Raw genomic sequence first — 23,035 nt, 5'->3', positions numbered from 1 at the left:
ATTAGTTGGCCGCCGGCTTGGTGCTTGCCAGCGACGCTGCCGGGACCACCTCGACGGGGAGGCCGATGCTGTCAAGCTGCGGCCGGACCTTGGAAGCATCGCCCACGACCACGAAAACGAACTTGTTCGGGTCGAGAGCCGCGCGTGCCGCAGCGTCAAGCTGCGGAATGGTGAGCCCGCGATATTTTTGCGCGATGGTGCTGAAATAGTCGTCCGGACGGCGCCGGATGTCGTTCTGCTGCATCGCGTTGAGCACCGCGTCCGAGGTTTCGAAGCGGCCGGGCAGCTCGCGAGTCGAGCCGTTGACTTCGCGGGTCAGCTCTTCGTTGGTCACGCCCCTGGTGGTGAGGAAGTCCTTCACCTGCTGCTGGATCGCCTTGATCGAGTCACCCGTCTTGTCGGCCTGGACCGGGGCGCTGATCGTGTAGGGCACGGCGTGCTCCATGAAGTTGAAGCCGCCGCCGGCACCATAGGACCAGTGCTTGGCTTCGCGCAGGTCCATGTTGATGCGCGACAGGAAGCCCGAGCCGAGCGCCTGGTTGGCCGTCGCCACTGCGAGCGTGTCGGAGAAGGGATCGACCGGGGTCAGCTGTGCCGCGATGATCTGCGACTGGGGCGAGTTCGGCCGGTCGATCAGGATGATCTTCGGCGTCATCGCCTGGGTGGCCGCGGTGAAGCTCTTGGTGCCGCCGGCGCCGTCAGCCTTCCAGCTGCCGAAGCGCGACTCGAGCGCCGCCTTGATCTCGGCAAGCGGACGATCGCTGACGACGAAGATCTTGGCCTTGTCCGGACGGATCCACGCCTTGTGCCAGGCGACCAGGTCGTCGCGGCTGATCGTCTTGACCACAGCAGGATCGCCCGAGCCCGCGCCGAGCTTCGCATAGGGGCTGTTCGCCGGATAGAGCACACGCGGCGTCATGCGGCCCGACAGGCCCTGCGGGCTGGTCAGCTCCTGCGCGATCCCGGTGAGCGTCTGGCCGCGCACGCGCTCCAGCTCGGCCGGGGCGAAGGACGGGTGCTCGACGACATCGGCGAACAGGTCGAGCGCACCGGCCAGGTTCGGGCTCGGCGCATCGACGCTGAGATAGGTCCGGTCGGCCGAGCTGCCCGAGCTGATGCCGGCGCCAAGCCGCTCGCGCGCCTCGGCCAGCGCCACCGAATCGAGGCTGGTGGTGCCTTCGTCCATCATGTTGAGCGTCAGGCGCTGGGTGCCGAGCTTGTCCGACGGATCGGCGGCGATCCCGGCGTCGAAGCTCATCTCGACCTGGGTGACCGGCACCGCGGTGCGATTGGCATAGACCAGCTCGATGCCGTTGGAGAGCTTGGTGCGCTCCACCTTCGGGAAGACGAGGTCGCCGATCGGCGCCACCGCCGGCAGCGCGCCGCGGGTGCCCTTGAACGGCTCGGCCTTGGGGCCTTCCGCTGCCGGCTTGGCGGCGACCGCGGTCGCTTCCTGATAGGCCTCGCGCTGGCCGGGGACGACCATCACGGTGAGCGCCGGACGGTTCAGCCACTTGTTCGCCGCCGCCTTCACTTCGGCCGGGGTGACCTTCGCGGTCGCTTCCAGCTCCTTCTTGAAGAAGAGCGGATCGGCCGAATAGAGCTCGCCGGAGGCCAGCGCCACGGCCTTGCCGCCGAAACCGCCGACCGATTCCAGCCCGCCGATGCGGCCCGAGACCTTGGTGGTGGCGACGCGAGTCACTTCATCCGCTGTCGGGCCGTTCTTGAGCAGGTCGGCCAGCACCTCGTCGAGGCGCTTGGAGACGGCTGCCGGATCGCTGCCGGGCTTCACCACCGCCTGGATCGAGAAGATGCCGAGCTGCGCCATCGACTGGATATTGGCCGAGACCTGTACCGCGGTCTTGTCCTGGCGGACCAGCGCATTGTCGAGCCGCGAGCTGGCGAGCCCGCCGAGCACCGAGGCGAAGACGTTGAGCGGGGTCGCATCCTTGTCGTTCAGCCCGGGCACCGCCCAGCTGCGCATGATCAGCGTGGCGGCGACGCTGTCCTTGATCGTCACCGTCTTGGGCGCAGGTAGCGTCGGCACGGTCACCTTGGGCAGCACGCTCTTCGGGCCGGCCGGGATCGCGCCGAAATATTTCTCGACGAGTGGCTTCGCTTCCTTGGCGTCGATGTCGCCGGCGAGGACGAGGATCGCGTTGTTCGGGCCGTAGTGCGAGCGGAACCAGTTCTTCACGTCGTCGAGGCTGGCGGCATCGAGATCGGCCATCGAGCCGATCACGTTATGGCCATAGGGCGTGCTGCCGAGCAGATTCTCGAGGATCGAGTAATAGACCAGACCATAGGGCTGGTTGTCGCCCTGGCGCTTCTCGTTCTGGACGACACCGCGCTGTTCGTCGAGCACGTCCTGGGTGATCGCGCCGAGCAGATAGCCCATGCGGTCGCTCTCGAGGAACAGGGCGCGGTCGAGCGCCGGGCGGGGCACGGTCTCGAAATAATTGGTGCGGTCGAAGCTGGTGGTGCCGTTGAAATCGGTGGCGCCGACCTGCTTGAGCGGCTCGAAGAAATCGCCGGGGGCGTTTTCCGAGCCGTTGAACATCAGATGCTCGAACAGGTGGGCGAAGCCGGTCTTGCCGGTCGGCTCGTGCTTGGAGCCGACATCGTACCAGGTCGACACCGCGACGATCGGCGCCTTGCGGTCGGTATGGACCAGCACGCGCAGGCCGTTCTTGAGCGTGAAGGCCTCATAGGGGATGTCGACCTTCTTCACGAGCTCCGAGACCGGAACCGGCTTGGCCTGGGCCGAGGCGGGTGCAGTGGCGGGCGCCTGCTGGGCGATCGCCGGCATCGCGGCGCCGGCCGCGAGCGCGCAGATCGACGCGCTGCAGAACATCTTGAACGACTTCATCTGATTCCCCCGAACGGACTGGATGGCGGGAGCATAACGCGGTGTATCAGCCCCGCAAGTCAGTTGCGCGCGATACCAATTGCTCTAGCCTGCCGGAAACTGCGCCATTTCGGGGAGAATCCATGCGCCTGACACCGTTTCTCATCATGCTCTCGCTCGGCCTGGCCCCGGCTCCGGCGCTGGCCCAGACGGCGACGGCGGAGCCGGTGTTCAGCCCCGACGAAGTGCGCGCACATGTCGAGTTCCTCGCCGACGACCTGCTGGGCGGAAGGGACAATGGCACCGAGGGATTCGATATCGCGGCGCGCTATGTCTCCAGCCGCTTCGATGCGATGGGATTCAAGCCCGGCGGGACGCAGGGCTGGTACCAGCCGGTGGACATCGCCGACTATGTGCTCGACGCCGACAAGCCGGCCTCGATCACCGTGGGCACCAAGGCGTTCGCGAGCGGCGAGGACGTGCTGTTCGGGCCAAGCCCGCTCTATGGCGACGAGACCCAGACACTTACCGCAGACGCGGTGTTCGTCGGCCATGGCCGCGAGGAGGATTATGCCGGGCTCGACGTGACCGGCAAGTTCGTCGTCACGCTGCTCGGCAACCCGCCGGGCACCCCGCCCGGCACGCTCGACCGGGCCGCGGTCGCCGGCAAGCACGGCGCGCTCGGCACGATCTACCTGGTGACGCCCGACAATCTGAAGGGCGCCTTCCCCTGGGCGCAAGCGGTCAGCTACTTCCAGCAGCCGCAGAGCAACTGGCTCGATGCCAAGGGCTTTCCCAAGGGCGAGAATCCGGGGCTGAAGATCGGCGCCTATGTGAAGGGCGCCGCCGCCGACGCGATGTTCAAGGGTGCCCCGATGAGCGCCGCGCAGCTCTATGCCGCGCTCGCCACCCCGGAGGCCAAGACCGGCAGCTTCGCGCTCAAGCAGCGGCTGACGCTGCAGCGGACCAGCATCGTCACGATCAAGAAGAGCAACAACGTGATCGGCGTGCTGCCGGGATCGGACCCCAGGCTCGCCAATGAATATGTCGTGCTCTCCGCGCACCTCGACCATGAAGGCACCCAGCCCGACATCGAGGGCGAGGACAAGATCTTCAACGGCGCGATGGACAATGCCGCGGGCGTGGCGAGCATGCTCGAAGCCGCGCGCGCCTTCACCCAGACCGGCAAGCGCCCGCGCCGCTCGATCCTGTTCGTCGCGCTGACCGCCGAGGAGGACGGGCTGATCGGCTCCGAATATCTCGCCCGCTATCCGGTGACCGGCAGCGGCAAGGTGGTGGCCGACGTCAATCTCGACATGCCGATCCTGCTCTACGACTTTCAGGACGTGGTCGCCTTCGGTGCCGAGCATTCGACGCTCGGGCCGATCGTCGAGCGCGCTGCGGCGAAGATGGGCGTCACCCTGTCGCCCGATCCGATGCCCGAGGAGCAGCTGTTCCTGCGCTCCGATCACTACAGCTTCGTCAAGGCGGGCGTGCCCTCGGTGTTCCTCGTCACCGGCTTCAAGAATGGCGGCGAGAAGGCGTTTCGCGACTTCCTCAAGACCAACTACCACAAGGTGACCGACGACATCCGCCAGCCCTTCGACTGGAAGGCCGGCGCCAAGTTCGCGAAGATCAACTATCTGATCGCCCGCGAGATCGCCGATGCCGACCAGGAGCCGCGCTGGTACGAAGGCAACAGCTTTGGCGAGCGCTATGCCAAGGACGCCCCCAAGGCGCCGCGCCCGGCCGGCGCACCCGCGGCGGCGGCGTCCAGGGCCGTGATCACCATCCCGGTGCCCGCGAAGAACTGACACCCCCGGACCGGGGGCATTTGCGCTTTCGCGCGGCGGCCAAAGCCGGCAATCTCGTAGCGAAGTCCTGCGAGGAGCCGCCGTGTACGACCGCGCGAACCGCAAGCCGAAGGCGGACCCGCGAGCCACCGCGGCGCCGGCTGCACGCGCGCCCGTACAGCGCGCGGCGGCGCCGATGCCCTATCACGGTCTGCCCAGTTCAGTCGGTTTGGCGCAACCCAATCGCACCGGCCTGCCCGACGGGCTGAAGAGCGGCATCGAGGGGCTCTCCGGCCTGTCGATGGACGATGTCCGCGTGCACCGCGGATCGAGCCGGCCCGCGGCGATCCAGGCGCATGCCTATACCCAGGGCAGCGAGATCCACCTCGCGCCCGGCCAGGAACGGCATCTGGCGCACGAGGCCTGGCACGTCGTCCAGCAGAAGCAGGGCCGGGTAGCGCCGACGATGCAGCTCGGCGACACCGCGATCAACGACGATCGCGGGCTGGAAGGCGAGGCGGACAGGATGGGCGCGCGCGCGCTTTCGGCACCTTCGGCCGTGATGGCTCCGCGCGCGGTGCCGGCACCGCGCGCCGCGCCGGTGCAGCGGGAGATCTCCTACGCCTCCGGCAGATTCGACAACCGCGAGCAGCTCGAAAATGCACTGCTCGCGATCTTCGAGCGGAAATGGCACAAACAGGTGCTGGCGATGGTCCAGGGATATGACGACGCCGATTGGAAAATATTCGGCTCGCAGGTGTACGACCGCATCGTCGCTACACTCAAGAAAAAGGGCGCCGTACCGACCTTCGCGCTCACCACGGTCGCTTCAAGCTCGCCGCATGGGCCCAAGATGCCCAATCGCGTCAACCGCAAGGCAGATGTCGACCAGGGCAAGGCGACCGACACCTTCAACTTTTCATCGGTGACGCTCGGCCGCTCGATTCTGTCGCACGGCCGAAAGCAGGCCGATTTCCACGATCGCAACGATACGGGGGAGCAACTGCACGCCGAAGACGGGCTGATCGAACAGATCGAGAGCTACATCGAAACCAACGCGGTCAAGCCCAAGCGCGAACGCCTCAACATCACCCTGAACAACTTCTTCTGCTCACACGAAACCACAACGAAGAGCCGCAAGGAAGACAATTGCCTCGACAAGATAATCGACCTTCAGGACACGCATAAATTCTCCACCTTCCATGTGTACTTCAAGAATACATATGGAAAACCCTCCCTGATGACCAAGAACATCAAGAAGCTGAAGAAGCACGGCATCAAGGTCTCTTCCTTCACCAACGAAAGCGACCACGAGCCCTATTACAATGACGAGCTCGATCCCCATAGCGAGGATGAGGGCGGTGAAAGCGTCGAGGTCGAGAGCAGCGAGGACGAGAAGCCCAAGAAGAAGGCGAAACGCAAACCCCTGCCGCGCAAGGAGTCGAAACGCGAAGCCAAGCGCCAGAAAACGCCGTCAAAGCCCCAGATTCACGAGGAGAGCGAGGAGAGCGAGGAAAGTGACGAAAGCAGCAGTTCCTCGAAGGGCAAGGAGCGCAGGCCGCGCAAGAAGGGGCGGGCACAATCCTCCTCCAGCAAGCGCTCCCCGAGAAAGCCCCGACCCGATGTGGCGAAATGGCGCAAGCATCGCTTCTCGCCCAATACCGAAGGCGTGCGCGATGTCGGCCAGTGCTTCTGGGACACGCTGCGCAGCTATGGCATCCATCACAACACGCTGCGAGCTGCAGCCACTGCAGCCGACGTGGAGTTCGAGGAGGACATGGACGCGCAGGACCTCGCCCCCTTCATCGAAAATCTCCAGGGGCGCGGATATGATTATTCGCTCCGGCTCGTGACCTTCAACATCTTCACCCTCAAGCATCTCCACACGGTGGATGTCGGCGAGCAAGGCAAGGACACCAAGCGCTTGTACATCGCGCTGTTCTTCGATCCCGAGGAGCAGCGCGGTCATTATGTTCCGGAGCTGTGACGGTCGATTCCACGAAAAAGGCCGGAGCTTTCGCCCCGGCCCTTCCCCTTTCCTCCCCTGCCGTCCGTGGGGAGGTACGGCTTAGAAACCCGCCTTCAGCGTCACGAAGAACTGCTGCGGCGCGCCGACCATCAGCGTCATGTTGTCGCCCGAATTGCCGAAGCCGTTCGTGCCGATCGTCGAGACATACTTCTTGTCGAACAGGTTGGTCGCGTTGGCCTGGATCTCCAGCGTGCGATCGCCCAGATCGAACTTGTAGCCGAGCGTGGCGTCGACCAGCACCCGGCCACCCACCGACTGGTCGTTGGTGTAGGTGAAGTAGCGCTTGCTCATGTAATTGGCGCCGAGGCGGGCGTTGAAGCCGGCATGATCGAAGGTCAGCTCGCCCTTGAGCAGGTGCTTGGGCGCATCGACCACGGTCTTGCCCTTGGTCGCCGCGAGCAGCGCGCCGGCCGCGTTGCGGACGTCGTCGCGATAGGTCGAGTCGTTGTAGCTGTACGACACGAAGGCGCCGAAGCCGGCCGGCAGCTTGAGGTCGCCGGTCGCCTCGAAGCCGAGCGCGCGCACGTCGCCGACATTCTGCAGCGTCACCGGATTGCCGACGATGCCGGCGCCGGTGGTGACGCCGAGCAGGCGGTTGCGGAAGTTGACGTAATAGCCCGCCAGCGAGCCGGTGAACGGGCCCGAGCGGAAGCGGCCGCCCAGCTCATAGGTGTCCGACTGCTCGGGCTTGAGCTTGGTCGCGCCCGAGAGCAGCGCGTTGAAGCCGGCCTGGGTGGTCGCGAACGGGCCGGTGGTGGCCGAGGCGACGAAGGCGCGGCTTACCTGGGTGAAGCCGCCGAACAGCTCGGCGCCGGCGCCCAGGCGATAGTTGAAGCCCGCGCTCGGCTGGAACCAGTCGGTGGCGTCGATCTTGCCGCGGGCGAGGCTGCCGGCGACGTTCGGATCGGCCGCGTTCTTCACCTTGAAGCCCTTCCAGCCGAGATTCAGCGTGAGGTCGCCGAAGGTCAGCTTGTCCTGGACATAATATTGGAAGGTGTCGGTGGTGTAGTTGTAGTCCCACTGGGTCGCGAAGGGGTCCGACTGGAAGTCGAGGCTGTCGCGGGTCACCGTGGTGCGGCTCGACAGGGCGTAGAAGCGGCGCGCCTGCCGGAAGTCGTTCCGCTCGTACCAGAAGCCGACGGTCAGGTCGTTGTGCGAGCCCAGCTCGCCGCCGACATTGCCGAAGATGCCCTTGCGATCGATGTCGTACTCGGTGGTGCGGATCGAGATCGGCGAGGCGCCGGCGCCCGGGCTGCCGACATAGGGCGTGTACCACAGGCCCTGGCCGTGGTTGTTGTGGTAATAGGCCTTGAGCTCATAGCGCACGCCGCCGCTCTCGCCGTCGAGCCCGAGCGAGCCCAGCCAGTCGCGGCGCAGGCCGGCGGCGTCGTAATAGGCGTCGTCGATCGTCTGGAACGGCGCCGGGAAGGCGGTGCCGGCGGCCGGGTTGCTCGGCGCCAGGCCGGTGATGTCCGACAGGCCGTCGGCACCCGCCGCGCCGGTGCTGTTGTTCACATTGTCGATATTGTTGGCGATGTCGGCCAGGCGCACTGCCAGCGCATAGTCGTTCGAGATATTGTCCCAGTTATAGCCCAGCCGCTTGATCATGCCGAGCGACAGGTCCTGATAGTCGTTCTCGCGACGGTCCGAATAGCTCAGCGTGGCAACCCAGCGGATCGCGTCGCTCATCGGCGCGACGAGCTTGGCGTTGACCTGGTTGGTGCGCTGCGAGCCCCAGCCCTTCCACTTGTCCAGGTCCGAATAGACATAGGACACATAGCCCTTCACGCCGGCGCCGATGTCGCCGGTCTCGAGCCGGCCGAACAGGCGCACGGTGTTCTCGGTGCCATAGGTGCCCTCGGCATGCACGCCGAAGCGGTCCGACGGCTCGCGCGAGGTGAATTCGAGCGTGCCGCCGAGATTGTTGGTCGCCTGGGTGCCGAGCGACCCGGCGCCCTGCGAGACGCGGACCTCGCCGACATTCTCGCTGGTGATCGCGCGGCTGATGTGCAGGCCGTTGACATTGCCATAGCTGGCGTCGCCGAGCGGGATGCCGTCGAGCGTGAAGCCCAGCTGGTTCTGGTTGAAGCTGCGGATCGAGACGCGCTCGGCCCATTCATAGGCGCCGAAGGGATCCGCCGCGGTGAAGTTGACGCTGGGCAGCTTCTCGATCGCCTTGAGCGGGCTGGTGCCCGCGGCGAGCTCGGCGATGTCGCTGCTCGACAGCTGCTGGACCTGGCGAGTCTCGCCGCGGCCGATCACGACGATCTGGCCCTCCGACGAGCCCTCGTCGGCGGCAGGAGCCGGCGCGACCGTCTGCGCGTCCTGCGCGAAGGCGGCTCCGGAAACCAGCATCGAAGTGCCGGCGAGCAGAATGGAAAGCGTGCGCATTGGGCGTGGTTCCCCCCGGGATATTATCGGCTCGGGCACTGTGCCCGGCGGCGAGGGGCTAGGATTTGTGCGTTGCAACATCGCGTAGCGATGATGGCAGTTGCGCGACCGTGAAGTTACAGGTTTCGGACACGCAACGAGTGCCGTAGCGGCAACCGCCATAACGAAGCTAATCGTCGTTCCGCTTTGCGGCGGCCTGCGCCATACTCGCGCCGAGACGGCCCGCGGAGGAGGAAGCGGATGCATGCCCGCCTGCACGCCAAGCCCGGCCCGTCCGCCCGCCAGGAGCAGCTGCGCAATCCGGCCCCTGCCACACAGCCGATCGCCCAGCTTTCGGCGCTGCATCCGGCGGCGGTCGCCGCGCAGACCGGCCCCCGCCGGGAGAGTGTCGCCGACTATGCCCGCTCGCACGCTTCGGGGGTGGCACGTGCCGCCGCGGGGCCCAACCGCACCGGCCTGCCCGACGGCCTGAAGAACGGGATCGAGACGCTTTCGGGCATCGCGCTCGACGATGTCCGCGTCCACCGCAATTCGTCGCAGCCGGCCCGGCTGCAGGCGCATGCGTTCGCCCAGGGGAACGATATCCACCTCGCCCCCGGCAAGGAGCGGCACCTGCCGCACGAGGCCTGGCACGTCGTGCAGCAGAAGCAGGGACGAGTCGGCGCGACGATGCGGGCCGGCAATGTGCCGGTGAACGACGACGGCGCGCTGGAGAACGAGGCGGACGCGATGGGCGCGCGCGCGGCACGCGCGCCGCTGCCCGGGAATGCGGAACCGCTCGCCGCCGCCCCGGCCCCAGCCGGAATCGCCCAGTGCATCCCGGTGGACGAGGACGACATCGGCGAATCCTTCGAGGTGACGACGGTCGACGGGGTCCGCCAGGAAGGCGAGCTCGAGGAAATACGCGGCGGCGGCTGGTACCTGTTCGACGTCGGCCTGGTCCGCGGCCAGCGCAACATCCATCGGCGCGTCAGCGACATGGAGGAATCGTCGGACGAATCGGATTCCGGCACGGATTCGGACGTGGAGGATTCGAGCGACGAAGACGACGAGGACATGAGCGGGACGAGCGCGCTCACCTACAGCAACGCCCGCGTCTCGACGAGCGACGGCGAGTTCAACATCGCCGACATCGCCCGCGCCAACAATGTGAGCGTGCGCACCGCGCTGATGATGATCCGGAACAGCTACCGCGTCATCCCGCGCACGCTGCGGCTTCATTATCCGTTCGGCAGCAAGACCATGTCGCGCGGGGGCGAGGCCTTCGACACGCCCGAGGAGACGACCAAGCAGCCCCAGGGCATGATCGGCTATCGCGGCGGCGACTATGGCAAGAAGCACAAGAAGGTCGGCAAGGACTATGACGACTGGGCCGACGAGCTTTCCGACGACGAGGAGGACGAGGAGGACAAGAAGTCGCGGGCGCGCGACATCCTGACCTTCCTCAACGACGACGAGACGATGAAGTTCAGCGACCTGACCAGCCGGCAAAAGGCCGCGCTGGGCGGGTTGCTCTCGGTCGCGCTACTCTCCGACCCGATGCGCACGGAGTTCAACTCGCGGCGCACCGAACGCGACTTCATCCAGCAGCTGCGTGCCCGGGCGCGCGGCGAGACGACGTTCCACGCGATCTTCGGCAGCAAGACCACCTCAACCTTCCTGCCGGCGCGAAAGGGCGGCTCGAAGGACCAGCGCAAGGCGCTGCGCAGCGAGACCGACAAGGCCAAGAAGGAGCTGCAGGGCCGCGCGGCGCTGTGGCAGAACAACTGCCTGATCAACGCGATCTGCCTGGCCGCGCACGGACGCACCGCCACGCTGATGGAGCTGCTCAGCATCCGCTTAAATCTCAACAATGTCGGCGAGATGATGGTGGCGACCCCGAACGCGGTCGGCGTGATCCGGCAGGTGCTGGGGATCAACAACCAGATACTGGTCCGCTATCCCGTCGGCAGCGGTGCGCTGAACGAGACGATCATCGGCGTCCCGCCGACGCTGACGATCTACCATACCGGCGGCGACCACTTCCAGCACACCATGCCGCTGGGGGTATTCTATCAATGAGACATGCGCTGCCCGAGCGGCCGCGCGCGGCGCCAACCCCCGGCCCGACCCGCGCAAGCCCGCTGCCGCCGCAATTCCGTTCGGGCCAGCCGGGTACGGCCGGGACACCGCTCCAGTTCCGCGCCACCGAGCCGGGAGGGGCAGTGGCGGCATTTGCGCGATCGCGCGCGGATTGCGCCGCCCGTGCCGCCAACCGCACCGGCCTTCCCGACCACCTGAAGAACGGCATTGAAGCGCTATCGGGCATCGCGCTCGACGATGTCCGCGTCCACCGCAATTCAGCCCGGCCGGCCCAGCTCCAGGCGCTCGCCCATACCCAGGGCAACGACATCCATCTCGGGCCGGGCCAGGAGCGCCATCTGCCTCACGAGGCCTGGCACGTCATCCAGCAGAAGCAGGGCCGGGTGCGCCCCACCACGGCGCTCGGCGGCACCGCGATCAACGACGATGCCGGGCTGGAACATGAGGCGGACCGCATGGGGTCGCGGGCGATGCGCGGCCCCGGCCCTGCTCCGGTCGCGTCTCCGGTGCAACTTCGCACGGCCGGGCCTGTGGTGGTTCAGCGTGCAATCGGCTACGAGGTCGAGATAGGCATGATCCGGGTCAAGCCTGGGCCAAATGCCACCGTCGCGCTCAAGAAGGGGCTCCAGCTCTGGAAGGGCAAGGGTTGGGATGCGTCGGCCGACGAAACCGAGGCCGGGTTCGACCTCGAATTCCGCACCGGCCCGATCGACGATATCGACCCCGGCGGCCGCGAGGATGCGCGGCGACGTCTGACCGCGATCTCGAAGGAATGGACCGCGATCGAATCATCCAAGGTTCAGCCGATCCCTTCCCGGCCGAAGGGCATGCTGATCCGCTCGTCCATGTCCAGCAACCTCGCGCAATTCCAGGCGAGCGTCGGACTTTCGCTCGACGCGCTGCGTTCGGTCCGCACCGGCGCGGCGCTCGAGCAGTTCCAGCCCGACGCGCGCGAGGAACTTGACGAGGAAACGCTCTTTGCGACCAAGGACGTGCTCGGAACCGGCGGGTCGGCGCAACTCGTCACTCACGATGTCGACAGCCGGAAAGGCGAGATTCGCGAAGCGCTTGGGCTCGGCCCGGACGAGAATATCGACAATCTCTGCGCGGTGATCAGCCTGATCATCCACATCCCGATGAATGCCGCATCGTCGCCGCTCGACTATGCCAAGGCTGCGTCCGCCCCGATACTCGCGCGATCGGATTACGTCACGGTGATGCGCATGCTGCCGCCAAATCAGCTCCACGCGATTCAGACCCATCCCACCCAATGGACCGACACGGTGCTTCGGATCCTGCATCTCTCCATGGGAACGGAAGAGATCGGCAGCCACGACACCTCACCGGTCTTCCCGCGGGGCGCATTCAAGAAACGCACGGCGCACACCGACTTCCTTTCGGACAATCTGTCGCGACACGACTGGATCCAGGGCCTCGCGCACGGCGAGGACCGGCTTACCGCGCGCGATTTCGAGACGCGGCACGGCGCCACGCACGAAAAGGCCGCGCAGGAGCTCGAATCGCTCGGCAGCTATGGCGGACTGATGGATGCCAGTCGCTATGAGGACAATTATCGCGGTTATTTGCTGATGGCCGCGGGGATAGCGGCAATGGGCGTCGGCATCGCCGCCGGCCTGACAACCGGCGTAGGCGGCAGCATCGCCGCGACCGGGGCGGCGGCGACGGCGCTCGGTTACGCCCGGCGCAAAACGCCGATCCGCGACCGGCCGATCTTCGAGCTGCGCGACCTCGGCATGACCACCGCCCAGTCGCTGGTCCGCGATGGGCTCGCCGTTTGGGACTATGTCCAGGCAGCGCACGGCAAGCCCGTCGGCGGGACGGATACGTAGCTGATGCCCGCGCGCGTCCCGCCTGCTCCCAAACCGGCAGCAATCGCGCTCGATGCGCGCAAGCCGATGGGAGAGCCACTGCCGGTGGCACAACGCGCGTCCGCATTCCGGACCGTGAGAGCAGCGATCGCGGCACCGCCGGAAACCGTCGCCAGCTATGCCGCAGCGCATGGCAGCTGCATCCAGCGCAAGGCCTCGCCCGGCGCCAACCGAACCGGCCTGCCCGACGGACTGAAGCATGGCATCGAGGCGATGTCCGGCCTGTCGCTCGACGCCGTGCGCGTCCACCGCAACTCGTCGATGCCGGCACATATTGATGCCGAAGCCTACGCCCATGGCCGCGACATCCATCTCGCGCCGGGCCGCGAGAGCCACCTGCCGCATGAGGCATGGCACGTCATCCAGCAGATGCAGGGGCGCGTTCGCCCGACCGCGCATACCGGCGACGGCACGGCGGTGAACGACGATGCGGGGCTTGAGCGCGAGGCCGATACGATGGGAGCACGCGCGCTTGCGGCGCCGGCGTCGATGGCGCCGATGCGTGCCGCCCAGACCGCGCCCGCGGCACCTGTCGTCCAGGGTTTCAAATTCATGGCCGGCCCGCGCTGGCTCACCTACAAGGGGACGTTGCAGAACGAACAGGCCTGCAACGCGATCGACACGTGGGAAGCCAAGACGACGATGCAGCTGACGCGCGACGGCAATGGCCAGGTCACGCATCGCCGGATCACCCTGCATGCCTATCAGAACGATGCGTGGCATGCCGTCGGCTCGATCACGATGGATCGCACGGGTGTTCAGCCGATGGGTGCAGCGGACCAGCATGGTAACCAGCCACCGCTCGTCTATGACGACAGCGAACTCACGCTGCACACCGCGGCAGCGGGCGGCGCCGGTAATGCCGGCGTGGCCACGCACCTCTTTCCCGCCGTGCTGCGCTGGATAGACGCCAATCTGCATGGGGTGCACCGGATCAACATGAACCCGCTCGGCGGCGCCGCATCGAAATCGGTGATCGAGAATTTGAGCGCGCGGCTCGGCGACCCCACCGAGCACGCCACCGCCAACGCCGCCCGCGCCGTGCGCAAGCAGGCAGGCGGCCCCGGAATCGGCAGCGCCGGTGCCGCACCGATCAACACCTGGGATGCGCGGCTCAACGACGAGCATCTCCACGACCTGCACGCGCTCCAGGTGGCAGCCCCGGGCGGCCTGCACATCAGCGGCGACGGCGTCACGATCGTCGGCCCGGCAACTCCGCACGACCAGGGCAACATGCAGCTGCTGCGCGATTATTTCGTCAACCGGCCGCCAGGAGACCTGACGCGCGACGTGAACCATCCCGCGCATGGCTATTTCGAGGCGGCACGCGCACTCACCAACGTCTATATCGCCAATCACCCTCAGGCAGCGGCACGCATCCTGCGCATCGCCCGGCTCGCCTCCCGCTCGGGCGCGACTGGGCATGGCGGCACGATCGACCCGGGCTATCAGATCGCGGTCTCCGGCAATGCGCTGACGACGGTGCTGCCCAACGCGAGCCAATAGCCATCGCGCGCGCCCTCCTCCTTGTGTTGCACAATGGCAACACTACATTGCCCTGACCGAAACAAGGGGCCAGCATGAACCTCGAGAAATTCACCGACCGCGCCAAGGGGTTCCTCCAGTCGGCGCAGACCGTCGCGATCCGGATGAACCACCAGCGGATCGCCCCCGAACATATCCTGAAGGCGCTGCTCGAGGACGAGCAGGGCATGGCGAGCGGGCTGATCCAGGCAGCCGGCGGCGACGCCAAGCGCGCGCTCGGCGAGACCGACCTGGCGCTGTCCAAGATTCCCGCCGTCTCCGGCTCGGGCGCGCAGCAGACGCCGGGCCTCGACAATGACACGGTGCGCGTGCTCGACCAGGCCGAGCAGATCGCCCAGAAGGCCGGCGACAGCTTCGTCACCGTCGAGCGGCTGCTCGTCGCGCTTGCCCTCTCGCTCAACACCGCTGCGGGCAAGGCGCTGCAGGCCGCCGGCACGCGGCCCGAGGCGCTCAATGCCGCTATCAACCAGCTGCGTGGTGGCCGCACCGCGGACACTGCCGGTGCCGAGGACCGCTATGACGCGCTCAAGAAGTTCGCGCGCGACCTCACCCAGGCGGCGCGGGACGGCAAGCTCGATCCGGTGATCGGCCGCGACGAGGAGATCCGCCGCACCATCCAGATCCTCGCGCGCCGCACCAAGAACAATCCGGTGCTGATCGGCGAGCCGGGCGTCGGCAAGACCGCGATCGCGGAAGGCCTCGCCCTGCGCATCGCCAATGGCGACGTGCCCGACAATCTCAAGGACCGCACGCTCATGTCGCTCGACATGGGCTCGCTCATCGCCGGCGCGAAATATCGCGGCGAGTTCGAGGAGCGGCTGAAGGGCGTGCTCGACGAGGTGAAGGGCGCCGAGGGCCAGATCGTCCTGTTCATCGACGAGATGCACACGCTGATCGGCGCGGGCAAGACCGAGGGCGCGATGGACGCCGGCAACCTGCTCAAGCCCGCGCTTGCCCGCGGCGAGCTGCACTGCATCGGTGCCACGACCCTCGACGAGTATCGCAAGTACGTCGAGAAGGACGCCGCGCTCCAGCGCCGCTTCCAGCCGGTGTTCGTCGGCGAGCCCACGGTCGAGGACACGATCTCCATCCTGCGCGGGATCAAGGAGAAGTACGATCTGCACCACGGCGTGCGGATCAGCGACGGCGCGATCGTTGCCGCCGCGACGCTGTCCAACCGTTACATCACCGACCGCTTCCTGCCCGACAAGGCGATCGACCTGATGGACGAGGCCGCCAGCCGGATCCGCATGGAGGTCGAATCCAAGCCCGAGGAGATCGAGAATCTCGATCGACGGATCATGCAGCTCGAGATCGAGCGCGAGGCGCTGCGCAAGGAGACCGATTCGGCGTCGAAGGACCGGCTCGCCACGCTCGAGGGCGAGCTCGCCAATCTCAAGCAGCAATCGGCCGAGCTGACCGCGCGCTGGCAGGCGGAGAAGGACAAGATCAACGCCGAGGCGCAGATCAAGGCGCAGCTCGACGCCGCACGCGGCGAGCTCGACCAGGCACAGCGTGCCGGCGATCTCGCGAAGATGGCCGAGCTGAGCTATGGCGCGATCCCCGCGCTGGAGAAGCAGCTGGCCGAGGCACAGAACACCACCAAGGGCGCGATGCTGCGCGAGGAAGTCACCGCCGACGACATCGCCGCGGTGGTCAGCCGCTGGACCGGCATCCCGGTCGACAAGATGCTCGAGGGCGAGCGCGAGAAGCTCCTCGCCATGGAGGAAGTGATCGGCAAGCGCGTGATCGGCCAGGCCGATGCGGTGAAGGCCGTGTCGACCGCGGTGCGCCGGTCGCGCGCCGGCCTGCAGGATCCGAACCGGCCGCTCGGCTCGTTCCTGTTCCTCGGACCGACGGGCGTCGGCAAGACCGAGCTGACCAAGGCGCTGGCCGAGTTCCTGTTCGACGATCCCAACGCGATGGTGCGCATCGACATGAGCGAGTTCATGGAGAAGCACGCGGTCGCGCGGCTGATCGGCGCCCCTCCCGGCTATGTCGGTTACGAGGAAGGCGGCGTGCTGACCGAAGCGGTGCGGCGGCGACCCTACCAGGTCGTGCTGTTCGACGAGGTCGAGAAGGCGCATGGCGACGTGTTCAACATCCTGCTCCAGGTGCTCGACGACGGCCGCCTGACCGATGGCCAGGGCCGCACGGTCGACTTCTCGAACACGATCGTGATCCTGACCTCGAACCTCGGCTCGCAGTTCCTCACCAATCTGGGCGAGGGTCAGCCGGTCGAGAGCGTCGAGCCGCAGGTGATGGAAGTCGTCCGCGCGCATTTCCGCCCGGAATTCCTCAACCGGCTGGACGAGATCATCCTGTTCCACCGGCTGGGCGCCGAGCATATGGCGCCGATCGTCGACATCCAGGTCGGCCGCGTCGGCAAGCTGCTCAAGGATCGCAAGATCGCCATCGACCTGACCGACGCCGCCCGCGCCTGGCTGGGCCGGGTCGGCTATGACCCGGTCTATGGCGCGCGGCCCCTCAAAAGGGCGGTCCAGCGCTATCTGCAGGATCCCCTGGCGGACATGATCCTGCGCGGCGAGGTGAAGGACGGATCGACCGTCGCTATCGACGAGGGCGACGGCGCGCTGAAGCTCCGCGTCGCCTGATCCGGCGAAGGGGTGGCCACGGGGCTACCCCTTCGTCAGCCGCGGGCGGGAATCAGCAGCCGCCCTGCTTCTGGCAGCCGCCGACCTGGGCGCGCTCGATATTCTGCCGGTCGAGCATGCGCTGCTCCGCCCATTGGGCGCGCGTCATGCAGGTCTTGCGGGACTGGAGCCGGCTGCCCAACACCGGTTCCTTGCGGCAGATCACTTCGTTCGGATCGGGGGTGCCGTCCTTCTTCGGCTTTTCCTGGGCGGAAATCGGCGAGAAGCCGGACAGCGCCACGGCGACCGTGCAGGCGATCAAGGCAGAACGGATCATTGCAACCACTCCCAACAAGACTGCGGCCGCTGGATTCCCGGCCGTGTATCGGTCGAATACTACAGTGAATAGCCGAAGCGTTCCACCCATGGCGCGAGGATCGGCAGCACCGGGCGAAGATGCTCGCGATAGGCCTGCCAGCGCCCTGCCGAGCGGGTGTAGATCGGCTCGGTGACCTGCGAGTAGCTGGCGGTGGTGATCAGCCCGCGCGACCGCGCGGTGCGCGTGTGATCGAGTGCCTCCGCATGCCAGTCGAGCCCCAGCCAGTCGAACAGCGGCCTAACCTCCGCTTCGACATCGGCGACGAGCTGCTCATAGACGATCCGGTGCACCGGCATGTCGAACAGCGCCTGCGCCGCTTCCCAGTGCCGGAAGCTCAGATCGTAGAGCGCCGCCGCATCCTCGGGCCGCAGGAAGTTGGACATCGCACGGTTCAGGCGGAAATTGCTCATCAGGCAGCTGAGCAGCACGTCGCACGGGTGGCGCAGCGACAGGATGATGCGCGCCTCCGGGAACAGGCGGCGGATCAGCGGCAGCTTGTAGAGATAGAGCGGCGACTTATCGACCAGCATCTGCCCCGCGGCCAGATCGACATGGCGCGCGACCTCCTCGAAATAGCGGGTACGCGCCGCTTCGATCGCACCGGCATCCATCGTCGCGAGCGCATCGAAGCCGCCGATCTCCTGGTCCACCACCAGCAGCGTCGGCTTCTCCTCGAGCACCACCGTCCCGGGATGCCCCATCAATATCGTGTCGAGCAACGTCGTGCCCGAACGCGGGAAGCCGAGCAGGAATACCGGCGTCGCGGCTGCCGGCGCGGCGTCCGGAGTCCAGCTTCGTGCCCATTCCGGCGTCATCCGCCCGATCTCGTCGCGCACCTCGGCACGCAGTTCGGCGGCACGGCCGAGCGGATCGGAGACGTGCGCGGCATGGCGCCGGCCGGCTTCCTCGATCCAGGCAAAGGCCTCGTCGCTGCGTCCGAGGCGATCGAGCAAGGTCGCGCGCAGATGCGCGGTGCGCTCCGGCTCGATATCCCCGGGCACCTGGTCCAGGCAGGCCAGCGCCTCCTCGAAGCGCCTGGTGCGGCGATGCTCGAGCGCAGACAGGAAGTTCAACGTCCCCGCGTCGAGGGCATTGGCCCGTGCCAGCTCGACGAGCGGCGCCAGCTCGTCCTCGCGATTGGCATGCTCGTAATGGATCGCCAGGCCGAGATAGGCGAGCTGCTCCTGCGGGCGCCCGGCCAGCACGCGGCGATAGGCGGTCTCCGCCTTGTCCGACTCCATCACCAGGCCATATTCGATGGCGAGCTTGAGCTGGACGACCATGTCGTCGCCGTCGCGCGCGGCAGCGGCTTCGAGCGTATCGAGCGCCTCGGCGTGGCGGCCCAGTTCCTTGAGCAGCATGTAGAGTTCGTGCAGCGGACGGGCATCGCCAGGGAAGTCGCGCGCCGCGTCGCGCAGCGCTGCCTCGGCGGCTTCGGCCCGGCCGGCCGCACGCAGGGTCAGCGCATGGTTCAGCCGGGTCGGCGCGGCCTGGCGGTCGAGCGCCACGGCGTGTTCGAGCGCGGCGATCGCACCGTCGAAATCGCCGAGGGCCGAGCGCGCATTGCCGAGGTTGTTCCAGCTCTCGAAATCGTCGGGCGCGCGGGCAAGCACGAAGTCATAGGCTTCCGCCGCCTCGTCGAACCGGGTGAGCTCCTGCGCGACAAAGCCGCGGTAGCGGGCGATGCGCAGGCTGGGATCGGCCTGGGCACGGGCCATGGTCGCGACGTCGAGTGCGGCCTCATGGTCCTTGAGGTCGATCGCCACCGCGATGCGGTTGCACGCGATGGTGACGTCGTCCGGACGCAGGCGAAGCGCCTCGGCAAGGTGCGTCGCCGCATCGGCGAGCGCGCCGCGGCGGGCGCAGACCATGCCGAGAAAGGCGTGCAGGGGCGCGGGATCGTCGGCCTGGCCCAGCCCGGCCTCGACGATCGCCTGGGCGCCGGCAAAGTCGCCGGCCTGGGCGCGCGGCATCGCGGCGGCAAGAATCTCCCGGCTCGTGCGAGCCGCGGTGGAAGCCTGGTTCATGGCGATGATTATGGTCCGCTAGCTACGGCAGATACAAGAGAGGGCGGCCGGCAGCTGCCGACCGCCCCCAATCACTTCGATCCGGGAAGGATCAGAAGTTGAGCGTTGCGCCCACGAACAGATAGCGGCCGAGCGCATCATAGGTCGCGGGATAGGTGTTGCCGTTGCACGGACCGGTCGGGCACTGGTTCGAACCGGCGCGGCCGGCGTTGCCCGAGGTCACCAGCGGCGGCTCCAGGTCGAACAGGTTGTTGACGCCCAGCCGGAACGTATAGGCCTTGCCGACATTGAAGGTGCCGGTCAGGTCGATGTAGTTGTACGGCTTCAGGCGCGAGCCCGGGTTGAACACGAAGGGCGCATTGAGCGCATCATCGCTGCTGCGCGCCTGCGACTGGATCGCCCCGATATAGCGCCACTGCGCCGACAACCCGATGCTCTCATTGGCCTGCCAGCTGGCACGCAGCTTGTGACGCCACTTCGGCAGCGGAGCACCCGCATCCGTGGTGCCGCCGATGCTGCAGGTCGAGCCATAATAGCCCGCGCAGTCATAGGTCTCGCTCAGCCCGTTGTTGATCTTGTAGCTGTCGAGATAGGTGCCCTGCATGTTCAGCGAGAGCTTGCCGAGCGAGCCGAGGCCGATCGAGTAGCTCGCGCCCACTTCGATGCCCTTGGTCTGCAGCGTGCCCACATTGTTCGGCAGATCGCTGACATAACCACCCGGGGTCAGCCACAGCGAGCCTGCCGCGTCGCGGTGCACAAGCGAGCACGAGACCGGCGTGAAGGTCGCGGTCGCCTTGTCGACGCAGTCCTGCAGGATCGCATCCTGGCCGAACGAACGGATCGCGTTCTTCACCTTGATGTCGAAATAATCGACGGTGATGGCCAGCTTCGGCACGAAGCTCGGCTGGAACACGAGGCCAAGCGTCTTGGTCGTCGCGATTTCCGGATCCAGGTTCGCGTTGCCGCCGATCAGGCCGTTATACTGGCCCGCCGGGTTGCCGGTGATGCCCTGGCCCACGGTGATGCCCTGCGCGCGGCAGCCATAGTTGGTTGCCGAGATCGGACCGATATCCGCGCACGGATCGACCGATCCGTTGAGGCCGACCGTCGGGGACGAGAACAGTTCCTGCAGGTTCGGCGCACGCACCGCGCGGTTATAGGTAGCGCGGAGACGGATGTCCGAGACAGGCGCGAAGTCGATGCCGATCTTGTAGGTATCGGTGTCGAACTTGTTGCCGCCGCTCGTCTTGTACGAGGAGTGGCGATAGCCCGCGTTCAGCGCCAGCGTGTCGATGAAGCTGTTCTGCACGATCGGCACCTGGGCCTCGCCGAACACTTCGAAGACGCGGAAGTTGCCCGAGATCGGCAGCGTCGCGCCGCCCTGGCCGGTCAGGTCGCCGGTCTGGAAGGCACTGTCGGTCTGCAGGTCGAGCGACGAACGGCGCCATTCCGCACCGACGTTCACGCCGATGCCGTCAGCGGCCCAGGGGAACTTCACGCCATACTCGCCGAGATCGCCGGTGAACGAGACGTTCGCCACCTGCTCGGTGGTGTTGCCCTTCTGGAAGCCGGTCGCGCTCAGATAGGCGACCGACGCCGCGCTGGCCTGGCCCGGGCCCGCGAAGACATTGTAGGGAACGCAGGCCGTATCGGTGCCGTCGAGCACCGAGCGGCAGACCGGGTTCACGCCCGCGACGTTGGGATTGTCGACGACGTCGAGCGCGCGCGCCAGGCGAGCCGCCGAGAACTCGTTCGAATAGACCTGCGAGTAGTTGACCCGGCCATATTGATAGGCAGCGTCATAGCTCCATGCCGACGACAGGTCGCCCTTCGCACCGATCACACCACGGAAATTGGTGTGCTGCAGGTCCGCCTGACGCGGGCCACCCTCGGTGTTGCGGCGCAGGAGCTGCATGAAGGCACGGTTGTAGGGCGTGCCGGTGATCGGGTCGAAATAGGTCAGCGGCGCGGCACCCGGGTTCGGGTTGTACGGCGCTGCCACGGCGAGCGGGAAGTTGCCGAGCGTGCCGTTGATCAGGTTGCCCGGGGCGCAGATCTTCGCGCGCTGGACAGCCGACATCAGCGGGTTGTCGCAGTTGACGGTCAGCGTGTTGCCGAAATCGCCCGACGGCGCGATCTGCGCGACGGTGCGATCGTCCATGAACATGAATTCGAGATACGGCTTGAACGAGTCGCTGACGTCGTAGTTCACGAACGCACCGCCCGTGAAGCGCTCGTCCGGCCGCTGGAAATAATTGGTCGGCGCGAAGTTGAAGCGCGTCGTGGTGTTCTCGAAGCCACCATTCGGCATGAAGGTGTAGACGGTCGACGACGCGGTGTTGATCGTCGGATCGAACAGGATCGCGGTGCCGTTGCCCGAAGTCAGCGAGCCGCCGCACTGGAGCGCGCCGGTGCCGCCGTTCTGGATGGTGCAGGCGCTGTAGTCACGACGCGACTGGGTGACGGCGTTGACCTTGCGGTAGCCGAAATAGGCCATCGCATGGCCGCGGTCGCCGAGCGAGGTGCCGAACGCGATCGTCCCGTCGAAGGTGCCGCCGTCGGAGATGTTGCCCTTCGGATAGTTGAAGCCCGGCTGGCCCGCAGCGGTACGCGCGTCGAGCAGCTTCGGGGTGACCGTGTTGCGGTTGTTGTGCTGGTAGAGGCTGTACTGGCCGTCGACCCGGAAGCCTTCGAAATCGGTGTCGAGGATGAAGTTGACGACGCCGGCGACGGCGTCCGCGCCGTAGGTCGACGAAGCGCCGCCGGTCAGGACTTCGACGCGCTTCACCATCGCCGCCGGGATGATGTTGATGTCGGCGGCCGAGCCGCTGGTCGGGCTGGGGTCGCCCGGCATCAGGCGGCGGCCGTTGACCAGGGTCAGCGTGCGGCTGGTGCCGAGACCACGAAGATCGACCGTCGCGGTGCCGTCCGCGCCGTTCGAAAGCGAGCTCGCCTGGCTGGCGGTGACCGACGGCAGCGAGTTCAGCATGTCCTCGACACGGGTCGTGCCCTGCTGCTTGATGTCCTCGGAGCTGACGACGGTGACCGGGGCGGTCGAGGTCAGGTTCGGCTGCGGAATGCGCGAGCCGGTGACGATGATTTCCTGGCCCTGCGGCTCGTCCTGGGCGGTCGCCGCCGGAACCGTGGTGGTGCTGCCGGTGTCCTGCGCCATCGCAGGCATGGCCACAAACGCGCTTGCGAGAGCCAGCGCCGTAAACGCCGTCCCGCCGCGCAGATTGATCTGCGTACTCTTCATGTTGATCCCTCTTTGTTCCGACGGTTGTACTTGCGTACTCCGCCGCGTTGTCTACCCACTTCGCCGTCCATTCGTGTGCAACTCACGTGTCGGGACGGGAAGCTTGGCGGGATCGTGAATTGAGAGCCTGATACTGTAAACTGCGCATAGGAATGCTGCGCGCGCTTTCAAGCCGACTGTAGCGGAAATATCACAGCCACAA

General features: G+C 66.7%; 11 protein-coding genes and 1 pseudogene. 7 read left to right on the top strand and 5 right to left on the bottom strand.

Annotated elements, in window-relative coordinates; all coding sequences use genetic code 11:
* Window position 1: 1 nt before the first annotated feature.
* Window positions 2–2,869, bottom strand: coding sequence for an insulinase family protein (locus ACEN8G_RS21980; protein WP_413414193.1), 2,868 nt, complete (start codon window positions 2,867–2,869; stop codon window positions 2–4).
* Window positions 2,870–2,991: 122 nt separating this feature from the next.
* Between ACEN8G_RS21980 and ACEN8G_RS21975 the strand changes: the two genes are divergently transcribed.
* From ACEN8G_RS21975 to ACEN8G_RS21965, 3 genes and pseudogenes are all read left to right on the top strand, one after another.
* On the top strand, window positions 2,992–4,662 hold the full coding sequence (locus ACEN8G_RS21975) for a M20/M25/M40 family metallo-hydrolase (RefSeq protein ID WP_413414192.1): 1,671 nt from the start codon (window positions 2,992–2,994) through the stop codon (window positions 4,660–4,662).
* 175 nt (window positions 4,663–4,837) lie between these two features.
* Window positions 4,838–5,080, top strand: a pseudogene (locus tag ACEN8G_RS21970) (DUF4157 domain-containing protein); the annotation flags it as partial.
* A 27-nt stretch (window positions 5,081–5,107) separates the two neighbouring features.
* Complete coding sequence (locus tag ACEN8G_RS21965; RefSeq protein WP_413740805.1) at window positions 5,108–6,628, top strand: hypothetical protein; 1,521 nt, start codon at window positions 5,108–5,110, stop codon at window positions 6,626–6,628.
* Window positions 6,629–6,709: 81 nt separating this feature from the next.
* Here the strand turns inward: ACEN8G_RS21965 and ACEN8G_RS21960 are convergent, their stop codons facing one another.
* Entirely contained in the window at window positions 6,710–9,061 is a 2,352-nt protein-coding gene (locus ACEN8G_RS21960) for a TonB-dependent receptor (RefSeq protein WP_413414190.1), read from the bottom strand.
* A gap of 240 nt (window positions 9,062–9,301) precedes the next feature.
* Between ACEN8G_RS21960 and ACEN8G_RS21955 the strand changes: the two genes are divergently transcribed.
* The 4 genes from ACEN8G_RS21955 (at window position 9,302) to clpB (ending at window position 17,192) form a co-directional block, all read left to right on the top strand.
* A complete protein-coding gene (locus ACEN8G_RS21955; protein ID WP_413414189.1) occupies window positions 9,302–11,122 on the top strand; it encodes a DUF4157 domain-containing protein in 1,821 nt (606 codons plus the stop codon).
* The gene (locus ACEN8G_RS21950; RefSeq protein ID WP_413414188.1) at window positions 11,119–12,993 is read left to right on the top strand and encodes a DUF4157 domain-containing protein; all 1,875 of its coding nucleotides are present in this window, start codon (window positions 11,119–11,121) and stop codon (window positions 12,991–12,993) included. Before ACEN8G_RS21955 ends, ACEN8G_RS21950 begins: the two co-directional genes overlap by 4 nt.
* A gap of 114 nt (window positions 12,994–13,107) precedes the next feature.
* Window positions 13,108–14,538 carry a DUF4157 domain-containing protein gene (locus ACEN8G_RS21945; RefSeq protein WP_413414187.1) on the top strand — a complete coding sequence of 477 codons (1,431 nt, stop codon included), beginning with the start codon at window positions 13,108–13,110 and terminating at the stop codon, window positions 14,536–14,538.
* A 74-nt stretch (window positions 14,539–14,612) separates the two neighbouring features.
* Complete coding sequence (gene clpB / locus ACEN8G_RS21940) at window positions 14,613–17,192, top strand: ATP-dependent chaperone ClpB (RefSeq protein WP_413414186.1); 2,580 nt, start codon at window positions 14,613–14,615, stop codon at window positions 17,190–17,192.
* Window positions 17,193–17,244: 52 nt separating this feature from the next.
* Here clpB and ACEN8G_RS21935 read toward each other — a convergent pair whose 3' ends face one another.
* The 3 genes from ACEN8G_RS21935 to ACEN8G_RS21925 form a co-directional block, all read right to left on the bottom strand.
* Window positions 17,245–17,508: a hypothetical protein gene (locus ACEN8G_RS21935; protein ID WP_413414185.1), complete on the bottom strand. Its 264-nt coding sequence runs from the start codon at window positions 17,506–17,508 to the stop codon at window positions 17,245–17,247.
* Window positions 17,509–17,567: 59 nt separating this feature from the next.
* Window positions 17,568–19,577: a tetratricopeptide repeat-containing sulfotransferase family protein gene (locus tag ACEN8G_RS21930; RefSeq protein ID WP_413414184.1), complete on the bottom strand. Its 2,010-nt coding sequence runs from the start codon at window positions 19,575–19,577 to the stop codon at window positions 17,568–17,570.
* Between the two features lie 91 nt (window positions 19,578–19,668).
* Window positions 19,669–22,833, bottom strand: coding sequence for a TonB-dependent receptor domain-containing protein (locus ACEN8G_RS21925; protein ID WP_413414183.1), 3,165 nt, complete (start codon window positions 22,831–22,833; stop codon window positions 19,669–19,671).
* Window positions 22,834–23,035 lie beyond the last annotated feature (202 nt).

The organism is Sphingomonas sp. Sphisp66 (genome assembly GCF_047324325.1).
Classification (GTDB): domain Bacteria; phylum Pseudomonadota; class Alphaproteobacteria; order Sphingomonadales; family Sphingomonadaceae; genus Sphingomonas.
The sequence above is the reverse complement of the archived record's forward strand: the minus strand, read 5'-3'. Positions and strand labels throughout refer to the sequence as shown.